Genomic DNA, 13,969 nt, shown 5'->3' with positions numbered 1-13,969 from the left:
CGCTGAGCACGGCCGCGGCCGACGCTCAGCGTTTTGTTGTAATATAGTAAAACTTAACGCAAATTCGGGATGTTTACTTCCTGATTGACATCCGCTTCGTAATCAATGCCGTCCGTCTCGAAGCCGAACAATTGGAAGAACTCGCGGCGATACCCTTCCAGATCGGACAGCTCGTAGACATTCTCGGTAGTCAGATCAGCCCATAGCTGAGCGACCTCCGCTTGAATCTCCGGCTTCATCTCCCAGTCATCGACGCGGATGAGGCCTTTTTCGTCTACTGCAACTCCGTTAGAGGCGTACAGCCGCTCGGAGAACAGACGATACATCTGCTCGATGCAACCTTCATGCAGGCCTTTCTCTTTCATGACTTTGTACAGAGCGGAGATATACAGCGGCACGACCGGAATCGCGGAGCTGGATTGGGTTACGAGCGCCTTGTTCACGGATACGAACGCCCGTCCGCCAGTTGCCGACAGCTGGCTGTTCAACCGCTGAGCCGTAGTCTCGAGATCATTTTTTGCCGCGCCGATCGTACCTTCGCGGTAGACGGCATGCGTAATCTCGGGTCCGATATAGGAATAAGCAACCGTCGTGACATCGTCCTCTAGAACGCCGGCGGCACTGAGTTCGTCGATCCACATTTGCCAGTCCTCGCCACCCATGACTGCAATAGTCTGACGCAGCTCGTCATCCGTTGCGGGCTCGATCGTTGCGATCGAAACGTCGCCATTATGGAAGTTGACGGTTTTGTTGCTGTAAGTTTCGCCAAGCGGCTTGATAACCGAAGAGAAGGTCTCGCCTGTCTTGGGATGCGTGCGCCGCGGGGAGGCGACGCTGTACACGATCAGGTCGATCTTGCCAAGCTCCGTACGAATCAGGTCGATCGTTTTGGCTTTAATCTCGTCGGAAAATGCGTCGCCGACAATGCTGTAGGACTTCGTGCCGGCAGCGGCGGCAGCTTGCTCAAACGCGGCGGAGTTATACCAGCCCGCGGAGGCGGTACGCGCTCCTTCGGCGGCTTTGTCGAAGTAAACGCCGACCGTATTCGCGCCTGCGCCGAAGGCGGAGACGATACGGGATGCAAGACCATAACCCGTTGAAGCGCCGATTACGAGCACATTGCGTGGGCCCGTCAGAGCAGGCTGGCCTTTCACGTAATCGATTTGCCGCTGAACTTGCTTGGCGCAGCCCTCCGGATGAGCCGTTGTGCATATAAAGCCGCGAGTTTTTGGTTGAATGATCATATTGGGATATTCCTTTCTTTTCATGAAATACGTTCATCATTTATGTACAAAGGACAACTCTATCCCATTTTACCGATTTTCTCAACCGAATGGAAGCGAAATGCAAAAAGAGAGCGCAGCTGCGCTCTCTGACCATGCGTTTTCGGTTATTGGCGACCTGCCAGCTGCTGCTGAGCCATCTGAACCAGGCGACGCGTAATGTAACCGCCAATGGAGCCCATGTCCCGAGAGGTCATGTTGCCGTAATAGCCGTCTTGCGGAAGCTGGATTCCCAATTCGCCTGCGATTTCATATTTCATCTGCTCCAGGGCGGCGCGAGCCTGGGGTACTAAAAGATTGTTGCTGCTTCTGTTGTTGGACATCTTTGGTCAACCTCCTTTTCTACCGATATTATGCGTTGCATCTACACGAATTATTCGTCAATTGAGCCTAAATTTACCGAGGATTCGATGAATAGATGCATGATAAAATGGAGACGAGGTGACTCATCCTATGTTTATGAAACCTATGCTCCCCGCCGGGGGGGACGGCCCTTTTGATGACGAGCGATTTCTGTTCGAGCCGTTGATTCACGGTCAGCGTCTCCAGTTGGCAATGAGCGGAGGCGTAGTCAAGCTGCTGAGCCGGCACGGGTATGACGTGACGAGGCAATATCCGGAATTACATAACGTCCCGTTGCGCAAACCCGCAGACGTCGTTTTCGACGGGCAGCTCGCCTATGTGCATCCGGAGTCCGGAAAGACGGACTTCGAAGTGCTCCAGCATCGGTATCGTTTAAAGGGCGATCTGCGTATTCGCGAAGCGCAATCGATGATGCCGCTCCGGTTTTTTGTATTCGATATTCTTTATTATAACGGCATCGATTTGCGAGTGTTTCCTCTATATAAGCGGAAGCGTATGCTGCTTGCCGTGCTGGAGGATAATGCCTGCTTTAAGCGGATGGTGTTTGCAAGAGGTACAAGCGAATCGCTGCACAGCCAAGTCCGGGAGTTGGGGCTGCAAGGCGTAATCGGAAAGTCTTGGCGGAGCTTGTACGCCGAAGGAAGAAGCGAAGAGTGGATTAAGGTGAAGACCTGACCTGATCGATGAAGAATGGGACCAAAAAAGCTGTTCTCCCGAAGAACGAATTCGTTCATCAGGGGAACAGCTTTTTCAAAAGTGCATACTCTGAAATCCCGCTTACAAAACCCGGCGTGCAGTTACGTATTTGTTTTTCCAGTAGCTGGAGTTCATGTCGGTTACGGTAACGCCTTTGCTGCTGGAGCTATGGATGAACTTGCCGGATCCTGCATAGATGCCGACATGGCTGATGGATTTGCCTCCATTTGTGCTGAAGAACACGAGATCGCCCATGCTCAGAAATCCTTTGCCAACCTTTTCGCCCATGTAGGCTTGAGCCGTTGATGTGCGGGGCAGCCAGACTCCGATGGATCCTAACATGTATTGGGTAAACGAGGAGCAGTCGAATGCGGAGGTCGAACCCGCGGCTGCGCCATAAAGGTATGGCGTGCCTATGTAATCTTTGCTGCTGTCGATTAACGCTATCGAAGTAGGAGTTGCTGCATGAGCCGAGTCTGTGCCGGCTCCGAACGTTACGGCCGACCAAATAATTGCGCCGCAGGTTCCGATTTTGACGATGTGCTTGAGCAGGTTTCCGTTTCTCATGTTGTCAGTGTATCCCTCCAGGTCGTTTTTCATAAAATCAATATATCATAATTGAAACAGGGCCTTTTTGCCAAATGAGAGCTGGAAAGGTTCTTGCAGAGCGCTTTTTTTGGCTTTATGAGAATTGCATGAAAAAAATCTCATGAAAGCAAGCAGGATGAATAAGCGCTGAGAGCGCTTCAATTCCAGGTTTCGCAACATCGGTTTTTCTGCTAGCATATTAGTCGTAAAGATACTATGAGTCAAGGGAGAAGATAATCGAATGGCTTTGTTGAAGTGTCACTTTATTGCCGAATCGCTGGGACTTAGTACGTCCATGACGGTGCTGCTGCCGCAGCCCTCCAGAGCTAACGGAATGAACCCGGAATCGCGGAAATACAAAACGCTGTTTTTGCTCCACGGCTTCTCTGACGACGACACGATCTGGACGCGCCGTACTTCCGTCGAACGATACGCGGACGAGCATGGAATTGCCGTCGTCATGCCAAACGTCCATCGCAGCTATTACGCGAACATGGTGCATGGGGGCGATTACTGGACGTTCCTGACGGAAGAGCTTCCGTTCCTTGCGAGATCGATGTTTCCGCTTTCGGATAAGCCCGAGGATAATTTCGTCGCGGGCCTGTCCATGGGAGGTTACGGAGCGTTCAAGTGGGCGCTGAGCCAACCGGAACGATTCGCGGCAGCCGGCAGCTTCTCCGGTGCGGTAGATTTAGCAGCCTTCATCCAAAAATCCAAGGATGACGAGAACCGTCGCCGCTCCTTCGGCCTTATTTTCGGAGATGATCCCGTGGAAGGAACGGACAATGACCTGTTGGAGCTATTAAAGCGGGGAGCCAAGGCAGATGCGGCATTGCCGCCGCTGTACCAATGGTGCGGAACTGAGGATTTTCTTTATGAGGAAAACTTGAGCTTCCGGAATGCTTGCCGGGAATCCGCCTATGAACTGGACTACTCCGAAGGACCTGGCGATCATTCTTGGGGGCATTGGGATTCGCAAATCAAACATTATCTAAGCTGGTTAAGTAAAAAAGGATTGCTAAAATAGCTCTGCAAGCGTATTCTATGAGTAGGATTAATAAATACGCTAATTGAATTTATATAAATGTTAATTCAGTTAGAGCAACCTACTCCCATTAGAATAGCGAGGTCATAGCGATGACGAACCAAAACGTATTGACGATTCAAGCCGACCAAACGTTAGGCAAGATCGACCGCAATCTTTACGCCCACTTCTCCGAGCATCTGGGCAGATGTATCTATGAGGGCATTTGGGTGGGCGAGGATTCTCCGATTCCAAATACGAGCGGCATTCGGAACGACGTGCTGGAAGCGCTCAAAGGCATTAAGATCCCTTCGTTGCGCTGGCCAGGCGGCTGCTTCGCGGACGAATACCACTGGAAGGACGGCATCGGCCCTCGCGAGGAGCGCAAGCGGATGATCAACACGCATTGGGGTGGCGTGGTGGAGAACAACCACTTCGGCACCCATGAGTTCATGTTGTTGTGCGAGCTGCTGGAATGCGAGCCCATCATCTGCGGCAACGTAGGCAGCGGCACGGTGCAGGAGATGTCCGAGTGGGTGGAGTACATGACATTCGAAGGCGTATCGCCAATGGCGGAGCTGCGTGCGAAGAACGGCCGTGAGAAGCCGTGGAAGCTGACCTACTTCGGCGTCGGCAATGAGAATTGGGGCTGCGGCGGCAATATGCGTCCGCAATATTACGCGGACGTATACAAGCGTTATCAGACTTACGTGCGCAACTATGGGGACAACAAGATACACAGAATTGCGTGCGGTCCCAACGACGATAATTATGAATGGACAGACGTGCTCATGCGCGAAGCGCATCGCCATCTGGACTCCATCTCCCTTCATTACTACACGGTGCCGGGCGTCTGGGCGGACAAAGGCGCGGCGACGGGCTTTACGGAGGCGGAGTGGTTCGTGACGCTCAAGAAGACGCTGCGGATGGATGAGCTCATTACTCGCCACTCCGCGATCATGGATCGTTACGACCCGGAAAAGCGGGTAGGACTTGTTATCGACGAATGGGGCACTTGGTACAACGTAGAGCCGGGCACGAATCCGGGTTTTCTGTATCAGCAAAATACAATCCGCGACGCGATCGTCGCCGGACTCAACTTCCACATCTTCCATGAACATAATGATCGTGTCCGCATGGCGAACATCGCTCAGGTCGTCAACGTGCTGCAATCCGTCATTCTTACGGAAGGGGAAGCCATGATCTTGACGCCGACGTACCATGTATTCGATATGTACAAGGTGCATCACGACGCGGAGCGTCTGGAGCTGAAGCTGTCGTCGGACGAAACGTATTCGCATGGCGGCGACTCCATCGCCAAGCTGTCCGCCAGCGCGTCGAGAGACGCGGAAGGCCGCATCCATATCAGCTTGTGCAATGTCGATCCACACAGCGGAGCCGAGCTGAGCATCGATCTACGCGGTTTGTCGGATGCCGCTCCGCAGGTCAGCGGCACGGAATTGACGGCAAGCGCCATGGATGCCCACAATACGTTCGAGCAGCCGGAAGTCGTGAAGCCGGCGCCGTTTGGCGGCTTTTCCCTGGAAGGGACGACGCTCCGCGTGAAGCTGTCGCCGATGTCCGTAACGGTACTGCAGCTTCAATCGTAGGGGCGGTTCATGATGACCGCGGAAGATCGACAGGTTGCTCGCGGGCAGTCCAGGCAGCCCGATTCCGGGGGCTGCAGAGGCTGCGATCCCGCTTATCGCGTCTCGGAAGCCGATATCGACCGTATCTTGTCGGCGCCGATGTTCAGCTCGCCTCTCCATGCCGTTCCAGACGATGTGTACGAGAGCAGGCTTGCCGTATGCCGAGCATGTCCCAAGCTGTCCGGCGGTTCGACTTGCGTCGCTTGCGGGTGTTACGTGCGCGTGGCCGCAAAGCTGAAGGTCAAGCGTTGTCCGCTTCCGGGCGGAGCGGGGTGGGGCGTCTACGCGGAACCTTGATTTCAAGCCTGCTTTTCAAAAAAATGATATAACTTATCGGTTAGTCCATTTCCATAAGCCGCAGAGACGGGTTTCGTTACCTGACTTTGCGGCTTATTCTTCATTACATAGAGGATCAACTTTCACTGGATGCCCAAATAAAAAGGCCTCCCGAAAGACGGGAGGCAGCAAAAACAACAATGGTTTTCCGTAATGTTATACGTATTTCGGCAGCCAGCTGCCGTGAGCTTCGATAAGCTCGTCGCAGAGGGAAACGATGTCGTCCATCGACAGCTCGGCGGACGTATGCGGATCCAGCATCGCCGCATGGTAGATGTGGTCGCGCTTGCCGGTGACAGCCGCTTCGATCGTCAACAGCTGCGTATTGATGTTGGTGCGGTTAAGAGCGGCCAACTGCGGCGGCAGATCGCCTACGTAAGTTGGCGTAACGCCGTTGCGGTCGACCAGACACGGCACCTCGACGCAGGCTTCCTTAGGCAGATTCGTGATGAGCCCCGTGTTCATGACATTGCCGCCGATGCGGAACGGAACGTCGGTCTCGATCGCCTCCAGGATGTAGGATGCGTATTCATGGCTTCGGCAATGCTCGAGTCCTTTGTCGTTAACGAGTTTATCGCGCATATCCGCCCAGTTCTGAATTTGATTCACGCAGCGGCGTGGATACTCGTCCAGCGGAATGTTGAAGCGTTCGATCAGCTCGGGATAATTGCGTTTGATGAAGTACGGGTGGTATTCCGCGTTATGCTCGGACGACTCCGTGATGTAATAGCCGAATTTCAGCATCATCTCGAAGCGGACCATATCGTCGTGTTTTTCCTTTTGTTTCTCTGCGGCTCTGCGTTTGATCTCGGGATATAGATCGACGCCGTTTTTGCTTACTTCCAGCAGCCAAGCCATATGATTGATTCCCGCGATGTGCCACTTCACGCCTTCCGTCTCCATGCCAAGATGTTTGAACAGATGCGGTACGCATACTTGCACGCTATGGCAGAGACCGACCGTGTTAACGCCGCCGTGCGTGTTCATGACGTTCGTCAATACCGCCATCGGATTCGTGTAATTCAGGAACAGCGCGTCCGGACATACTTCGTTAATATCCTTGGCGAAGTCGAGCATGACGGGAATCGTGCGCAAGTTGCGGAAAATGCCGCCGATGCCGACCGTATCTGCAATCGTCTGACGCAGGCCGTATTTTTTAGGAATTTCGAAGTCGGTAATCGTACATGGATCATATCCGCCAACCTGAATCGCGTTAACGATGTATTTGGCGCCGCGCAGCGCTTCCTTGCGATCGGAGTAAGCTTTGATCTCGCAAGCGCTGCCGCTGGTTAACTTAATGTTTTGCAGCATCGTTTCGGAATCGCGCAGACGATCGGCATCGATGTCGTACAAGGCAATCTCGAAGCCCTGAAGCGCCGGCGTATGCATCACGTCGCCTAAAATATTTTTTGCAAATACTGTGCTTCCCGCACCGATAAATGTAATCTTGGACATAAGAAATAAGCCTCCTCGAACGTATAGGTTTGAAGTGTGGTATGCAGCGCGCACTACCGAAGTAATCACTTACAGTATAGGTCGGCAAGCTGCCGTTGCATATGGAAAGAAGAGATCAATATATGGAGTAATGTCGTATTGTTGTGTATGATAACGATAGGAGTAACGACAGGAGAAACGCGAAGGGAGACATGCAAAGTGGAACACTACCGATACAGCTTGTCTATAAACGCCGCGACGGATCGGGGGGACTTCGTCGTGATGTTCTGCGGCGAAGCCGACGTCGTTGGCGGCCATTACATCGGGCCTGCGGTTCACGATTATTTTCTCGTTCATGTTGTGACGGCGGGAGAAGGGACGTTCGAAACGCTGGGGCAAAAGTATCGGCTGAAGAAGGGGGACGCGTTTCTGATTTTCCCCGACATTTTGGTCAAATACGAAGCGAGCAAGGAGACTCCGTGGACGTATATGTGGATCGGTTTCTCGGGTGATCAGACCGAGAAGGCGTTGGGGCGTATTGGCATTACGCCTGAACGGGCGGCACTCCGAGGGTTGTCTCCCATTAAGATGCGAGAATTGTTCGGCAGTATCCGGGACAGTCTGGACAACGGAGCGACGCCCGAGCTGGGCAGCATGGCGGCGTCCGGCTGTTTGAGGCTGGTGCTTCACGAAATGGGGGTCGCCGCGCTGGCTGGGAATGCCCCCGAAAACGGCGTCACGGGCATTGACGGCGGCGACGGCGAGCCGAGGATCATGTCGCATCAGCCAAGCGAGGGAGGGCGCCCCATGAATCGACCGCTGCCGGAGGACGCGATACCTGGCAGACAGCAGCAGATCGATCAAGCGATTCGGATGCTGTCCTACCAATACGGCCAGCATATTTCGATTGGGGAAATCGCTAGGAAGCTGGGCTACCACCGCGCCCATTTGACGAAGCTGTTCAAAGAAACGACAGGATTGTCTCCCATGCAATATTTAAATAAAATCCGTATGAAAAAAGCCGAGAAGCTGCTCGCTGGAGATTTGACGATCGCCCAGGTGGCGGCTTCGGTCGGCTTTAACGACCCTCTGTTTTTCACGAAGCAATTTCGGAAGTGGCGAGGGGTGTCGCCTACAGAATTCCGGAAGTCGCTGTGACACAAACTACTTTCCCGAGCGCAGCGGCTTGACGGATCGACGGATGAGCAGCTCCGCGGGGAGGACGATTTTTTTCCAAGGCTGGGCGATCTCCTTGTCCTGAATACGTTCGATGAGCATGCTCATGCCCATATAGCCGAACTGGTAGGCTTGCTGCGCCGCGACGGTGAGAAACGGCTCCACGTCGGCGTAGGGACCGAGATCGTCGAAGCAGACGATGGACATATCCTCGGGGACGCGGAGTCCTTGTCCATGCAGCAGCCGCATAACCTCTACGGCTAGCACGTTGTTGCCCGTAAGAATCGCGGTTGGACGAGGGTTGAGGCCGGCCAGCCATGCTTCCATCTCGGACAGATCGTTTAGCGAGCCGAAGCTCGTCTCGAAAATATGGTCCTCTCGGAAAGGCAGCTCGCTTAGCTTCAGTCCTTCTTTGTAGCCTTGCAGGCGCAGTCTCGCACTGGAGATGGAGGAGGAACCGTTTACTATGGCAATTCGTTCATGTCCGGCCTCCGCCAGATGGGAGACGAGTTGCCTGGCGCCTTCCTTGCTGTCGCCGAGTACAATGTCGCAGTCGATGCCGGGCACCTCGCGGTCAAGCAGGACGAAGGGCACATCGTGGCGGCGCAGCAACTCCAGATGGGGGAGTGACGGATCGCCGGCCGGCGCGAGCAGCACGCCGTCGACCCGCGTCGTCAATATCGTCGTCACGTAGTCGGCTTCCTTTTCCAGGCTCTCGTCGCTGTTGCCGAACAGCAGACGGTAGCCTTGTTTCTTGGCGGCATCCTCCGCGCCTCTTGCGAGCGTCGTATAAAACGGGTTCGTAATATCCGTAATGAGCAGGAACAGCAGCTTCGTTTGCTGCAGCACGAGACTTCTCGCCGTTTGATTCGGCACGTAGTTCATTTCCTCCATCACTTTCCGTACCTTCGCCCGTGTTTTTTCGCTAATTCTGCCGGAGTTATTGATAACTCTCGACACGGTCATCGCCGAGACATTGGCTTTCTCCGCAATATCATAGATCGTTACCATAATGACTATCCTTTCGACATATCTTAGGACTTATCATACAAAAAGAAAGCGTTGACAGCAACCTCTTTGGCTGTTAATTTAGAGTTATCGGTAACATTATTACTTTGAACAACCTTTAAATTATTCCATTGGAGGGTTTTGACATGGCAGAGACAAACTTGCGATTCCAAGGGGGTTTCCCCAAGATCGGCATTCGGCCGACGATTGACGGCAGACGCAGAGGCGTGCGCGAATCGCTCGAAGAGCAGACGATGAATATGGCAAAAGCAACGGCGAAATTGTTGTCGGAGACGCTTCGTTATCCGAACGGAGAGCCCGTAGAATGCGTCATTGCGGATACATGCATCGGCGGCGTGGCGGAGGCTGCAGCATGCGCCGACAAATTCCTGAAGTCCGGCGTAGGCGTGTCCATCACCGTAACTCCATGCTGGTGTTATGGCACGGAGACGATGGATATGGATCCGTCCATCCCCAAGGCGGTATGGGGCTTTAACGGTACGGAGCGTCCGGGCGCGGTCTATCTGGCAGCCGTATTGTCGGGTTATGCGCAGAAAGGTTTGCCGGCGTTCGGCATCTACGGCGAGCAAGTCCAGGATGCTGGCGATACGACCATTCCGGACGATGTCCGGGACAAGCTGATCGGATTCGCGCGCGCGGGTCTCGCGGTTGCTTATATGCGCGGCAAGTCGTACCTGTCCATGGGCTCGGTATCCATGGGTATCGCGGGTTCCATCGTCAACGACGCGTTTTTCCAGGAATATCTCGGCCTTCGCACCGAATACGTAGACATGTCGGAATTCGTCCGTCGTATGGAAGAAGGCATCTATGACGGCGAGGAATACGAAAAGGCGCTGGCATGGGTGAAGGAGAATTGCATCGAAGGACCGGACAACAATCCGGAAAGCATCCAGACCTCCCGCGAGAGCAAGGACAAGGACTGGGAGACCGTGGTCAAAATGACCCAAATCGCCCGCGACCTTATGGTCGGCAACCCGCGCCTTGCGGAGCTGGGCTTCGGCGAGGAAGCAATGGGCCACAACGCGATCGTATCCGGCTTCCAAGGCCAGCGCCAGTGGACGGACCACTTCCCGAACGGAGACTTTATGGAAGCGATGCTTAACTCCTCGTTCGACTGGAATGGCATCCGAGCTCCATACATCGTCGCGACGGAGAACGACAGCCTTAACGGCGCGGTCATGTTGTTCGGCAACTTGCTTACGAATACGGCGCAGATCTTTGCAGACGTTCGCACTTACTGGAGTCCCGACTCCGTTGAACGCGTGACGGGACATAAGCTCGAAGGAGCTGCGCAAGGCGGCATTCTCCATCTGATCAACTCCGGTCCGGCAACGCTTGACGGCACGGGCGAACAAAGCAGGGACGGCCAGCCGGTCATGAAGCCGTTCTGGGAGATTACGGAAGAAGAGGCGCAGAAGTGTCTGGACGCGACGTCCTGGCGTCCGGCTTCCGTGGAATATTTCCGCGGCGGCGGCTATTCTTCCGATTATCTGACTCGCGGCGGCATGCCGATGACGATGTCAAGGCTCAATCTCGTAAAGGGCATCGGTCCGGTTCTGCAAATCGCGGAAGGCTACTCCGTCGATCTGCCGCAAGACGTGCACGATACGCTGGACAAACGGACGGATTCCACATGGCCGACGACTTGGTTCGCTCCTAAGCTTACCGGAGAAGGCGCGTTCCGCTCCGTCTACGATGTCATGGACAACTGGGGCGCCAACCATGGCTCCATCAGCTACGGCCATATCGGCGGCGACTTGATTACGCTGGCGGCCATGCTTCGCATTCCGGTCCATATGCACAACGTGCCGGAGGATCGTGTCTTCCGTCCTCGCGCATGGGGACTTTTCGGCACGGCCGATGCCGAGGGCGCGGACTTCCGCGCGTGCAGCAACTTTGGCCCGCTTTACAAATAACTTGAACGTGCTGCCCCATCGATGGATGGCGGCAGCCGTTTCACCTTGACACATAGAAAAGTAAATGAGTTCGCACCATCAAATTAATTATGCTGGAGGTTAACCCAACATGAGCAGTGCAGCCATTCGCGAGGAACTGTGCAAATACGCCCGCAAGACGGTAACGAACAAGCTGGTCGTCGGCCCTGGAGGCAATATTAGCGCAAAGCACGAAGGCAAAATGTATTTGTCCCCAAGCGGTTTCGCTCTCGACGAAATCGAGCCGGAGCAATGGGTAGAAGTCGACATCGAAACGGGCGACATAACCGACATCGGTCTGCGTCCATCGTCTGAAGTGCTGATGCATCTCTACGCTTACCGCGCCAATCCGAATATCGGCGCAATCGTGCATACGCACCCGCCCTATTGCATTGCATTTACTCTGGTAGAGCAGGAGCTGCCCATCATGTTTCCGGACCAAGCGGCGCTTGTCGGCAAGACGGTGTATGTACCTTACGTTCTGCCTACGACGGATAAGCTCGCGGACGCATACGTCGAGGTTGTTAATCAAGCCAGCACCGTGTTGCTGGGCAATCACGGTCTCGTGACGACAGGACGCAACCTGCGCGAAGCTTATTACCGTACGGAAGTCGTCGAGGAAAGCTGCAAAATCTACCTCATCGCCAAAGCGATTCGCGAGCCGAAGGTGCTCACGAAGGAAGAGTTTGAGGAGATAGCATCGCTTGAAAGCGAAGCCTACCGGATTCAACTGCTTCAGAAGATGAAATAATGCCGATGCCAATCGCCCTTGGGTCCTTGTGGCTTAACATGGCGATAGGGAAGCGGTGAGGAGGCTTTTTATGCTGAAAGGGATACCGGCCATTTTGCCGCCCGAGCTGTTGAAGGTCCTTATGGAAATGGGACATAGCGACGAAATCGTCCTCGCGGACGGAAACTTCCCTGGCGCCAGCCACGCGCAGCGGCTAATCCGTTGTGACGGGCACGGCATTCCGGCGCTGCTGGACGCCATGCTGCAATTGTTCCCTTTGGATCAATACGTGGAAAAACCTGCCGGACTGATGGCCGTCATGCCGGGTGACGCCACGGAGACGCCTATCTGGGAAGAGTACCGCGAAATTATCCGCGCCCGCGAAGGGCTGGATGAGCCGTTTGAAGAGATCGAAAGATTTTCCTTCTACGAGAGGGCGAAGCGGGCTTACGCAATCGTAGCGACAGGTGAGAGCGCCTTGTACGCGAACCTGATCTTGAAGAAGGGCGTTGTCAAGCCGGTTAACGCCGAGTAAAGTTCAGTTACGTCGAATGGCGCTGACGTCTAATGAAGCTTAGAAACGCTGAACAACGTCTAACAACGTCCACTAACAACGTTTCAGCAACGTCCAATGACGCCAAATGACGCTTCCGAATAACTTGCCGACGGGAACGATTGGACTCGACGAAAGAGGCTGGACAGGATCTCTTGACCATAAAGACACCCCTTACCTTGCTGTTTCAGCGAGGTAAGGGGTGTCTTTATCCTTGTATAGGAAATTATACAACTCCGAGACTTGTAAGGAGATGGTTGAAATCTAACAGACACCAGCAACGCTAATTGTCCGATTTTTAACCACAAATAAATCTAGCGGACAGGACAGACGCTATTTGGCTGTTATCCAGCCCAATGGCGCTCGGATGATGCCAATAACGTCGTGCATGTCCGTTAGATTTTCGAAAACCTAAAAAATCGAAGAATAGTGTCATTTATGTCCGATAGGCAGTGAGTGACTGGACGTTTGAGATTTTCCTTATTCCGACCGGCCTGCGATGCCGTACATCAAGATGTCGATCGTGCGGTCGATTTCTTCGTCCTCGTCGATGCTCTCGTCCGGTGATAGGAGGAGATGGGTCAAGATCATGCCGACAACCAGGCTGATCGCGGATCGAAGCACGCGCCATGGAGGGGCGTCGATCAGTTGGCCTTGGGCCTGAAAGTGGAGTATCGCTTTCTCCATGCGCCGAAATACGTGGTTCTCGAACAGCTCCCTTACCTGTATCAGCAGCTCGGGCTGGAAGGGGACCTCATGGATCAGAATGCGGAGCAGCTTCATGTGCTGTCGCGCGAACTGGAATCGATCCTTGGCGATGGTCCGGAACAAGTCTTCGACCCGTTCGTGGGGCTGCTCCAGCATTTTGGCGAAGTCGCGCATGAGGAACGGAGCGGCAAGTTTCACTGCAATGGGTCCCGCAATGGAGAGCAGCAGATCCTTTTTGGTCTTGTAATGGCGGAAAATCGTGCCTTCCGCTACGCCGGCTTTGGATGCGATCTCGCTCGTCGATGCGGCAGCGTAACCTTTCTCGGCAAAGATTTCGATCGCGGCTTCGAGAATGCGGGCTTGCTTCTCTGTTTTAACGCCGCCCCCGTCTGCCTCCGCCAGTCGAAGCAGATCTTGCAGCCATAGATCATTCCGTTCGGTCATGCGAGTAAGCTCCTTTTTGTCT

Annotated in this window: 14 protein-coding genes; 8 read left to right on the top strand and 6 right to left on the bottom strand. The window is 54.1% G+C overall.

The features are described 5' to 3' along the window. Positions 1–53: 53 nt before the first annotated feature. Both fabV and KJW29_RS13235 read right to left on the bottom strand, forming a co-directional pair. The gene (gene fabV / locus KJW29_RS13240) at positions 54–1,244 is read right to left on the bottom strand and encodes an enoyl-ACP reductase FabV (protein WP_214631120.1); all 1,191 of its coding nucleotides are present in this window, start codon (positions 1,242–1,244) and stop codon (positions 54–56) included. Positions 1,245–1,390: 146 nt separating this feature from the next. After that, entirely contained in the window at positions 1,391–1,606 is a 216-nt protein-coding gene (locus KJW29_RS13235) for an alpha/beta-type small acid-soluble spore protein (RefSeq protein ID WP_087567277.1), read from the bottom strand. Between the two features lie 130 nt (positions 1,607–1,736). On the opposite strand from KJW29_RS13235, the gene KJW29_RS13230 reads away from it, so the two are divergent. After that, positions 1,737–2,321, top strand: coding sequence for an ATP-dependent DNA ligase (locus tag KJW29_RS13230; RefSeq protein ID WP_214630107.1), 585 nt, complete (start codon positions 1,737–1,739; stop codon positions 2,319–2,321). A 102-nt stretch (positions 2,322–2,423) separates the two neighbouring features. Here the strand turns inward: KJW29_RS13230 and KJW29_RS13225 are convergent, their stop codons facing one another. Beyond that, the gene (locus KJW29_RS13225) at positions 2,424–2,909 is read right to left on the bottom strand and encodes a C40 family peptidase (RefSeq protein ID WP_087567275.1); all 486 of its coding nucleotides are present in this window, start codon (positions 2,907–2,909) and stop codon (positions 2,424–2,426) included. Positions 2,910–3,171: 262 nt separating this feature from the next. On the opposite strand from KJW29_RS13225, the gene KJW29_RS13220 reads away from it, so the two are divergent. The 3 genes from KJW29_RS13220 (at position 3,172) to KJW29_RS13210 (ending at position 5,900) form a co-directional block, all read left to right on the top strand. Next, the gene (locus KJW29_RS13220; RefSeq protein WP_214630106.1) at positions 3,172–3,957 is read left to right on the top strand and encodes an alpha/beta hydrolase; all 786 of its coding nucleotides are present in this window, start codon (positions 3,172–3,174) and stop codon (positions 3,955–3,957) included. Positions 3,958–4,067: 110 nt separating this feature from the next. Beyond that, positions 4,068–5,564, top strand: coding sequence for an alpha-N-arabinofuranosidase (locus KJW29_RS13215; protein WP_214630105.1), 1,497 nt, complete (start codon positions 4,068–4,070; stop codon positions 5,562–5,564). Between the two features lie 9 nt (positions 5,565–5,573). Beyond that, positions 5,574–5,900 (top strand): DUF6171 family protein, encoded by a 327-nt coding sequence (locus KJW29_RS13210; RefSeq protein ID WP_343222800.1) that lies wholly within the window; start codon positions 5,574–5,576, stop codon positions 5,898–5,900. Between the two features lie 195 nt (positions 5,901–6,095). On the opposite strand, the gene melA is transcribed toward KJW29_RS13210, so the two are convergent. Then, positions 6,096–7,394, bottom strand: coding sequence for an alpha-glucosidase/alpha-galactosidase (melA, locus tag KJW29_RS13205; protein ID WP_087567271.1), 1,299 nt, complete (start codon positions 7,392–7,394; stop codon positions 6,096–6,098). A gap of 198 nt (positions 7,395–7,592) precedes the next feature. Here melA and KJW29_RS13200 point away from each other — a divergent pair, with 198 nt between their 5' ends. Then, complete coding sequence (locus tag KJW29_RS13200) at positions 7,593–8,531, top strand: AraC family transcriptional regulator (RefSeq protein WP_179215448.1); 939 nt, start codon at positions 7,593–7,595, stop codon at positions 8,529–8,531. Positions 8,532–8,537: 6 nt separating this feature from the next. Here KJW29_RS13200 and KJW29_RS13195 read toward each other — a convergent pair whose 3' ends face one another. Beyond that, entirely contained in the window at positions 8,538–9,560 is a 1,023-nt protein-coding gene (locus tag KJW29_RS13195) for a LacI family DNA-binding transcriptional regulator (protein WP_214630104.1), read from the bottom strand. Positions 9,561–9,703: 143 nt separating this feature from the next. Here KJW29_RS13195 and KJW29_RS13190 point away from each other — a divergent pair, with 143 nt between their 5' ends. The 3 genes from KJW29_RS13190 (at position 9,704) to KJW29_RS13180 (ending at position 12,777) form a co-directional block, all read left to right on the top strand. Then, entirely contained in the window at positions 9,704–11,494 is a 1,791-nt protein-coding gene (locus KJW29_RS13190; protein ID WP_214630103.1) for an L-fucose isomerase, read from the top strand. Between the two features lie 109 nt (positions 11,495–11,603). Beyond that, positions 11,604–12,263 carry a class II aldolase/adducin family protein gene (locus KJW29_RS13185; RefSeq protein WP_214630102.1) on the top strand — a complete coding sequence of 220 codons (660 nt, stop codon included), beginning with the start codon at positions 11,604–11,606 and terminating at the stop codon, positions 12,261–12,263. Positions 12,264–12,333: 70 nt separating this feature from the next. Next, positions 12,334–12,777, top strand: a complete 444-nt coding sequence (locus tag KJW29_RS13180) for an RbsD/FucU family protein (protein ID WP_214630101.1) — start codon at positions 12,334–12,336, stop codon at positions 12,775–12,777. 498 nt (positions 12,778–13,275) lie between these two features. Here KJW29_RS13180 and KJW29_RS13175 read toward each other — a convergent pair whose 3' ends face one another. Next, entirely contained in the window at positions 13,276–13,947 is a 672-nt protein-coding gene (locus KJW29_RS13175; RefSeq protein ID WP_214630100.1) for a TetR/AcrR family transcriptional regulator, read from the bottom strand. Positions 13,948–13,969 lie beyond the last annotated feature (22 nt).

Source organism: Paenibacillus agaridevorans (assembly GCF_018604145.1).
In the GTDB taxonomy this organism is placed as follows: domain Bacteria; phylum Bacillota; class Bacilli; order Paenibacillales; family Paenibacillaceae; genus Pristimantibacillus; species Pristimantibacillus agaridevorans.
Note: the sequence above shows the minus strand (reverse complement) of the source record. Positions and strands in the feature narration are given on the sequence as shown.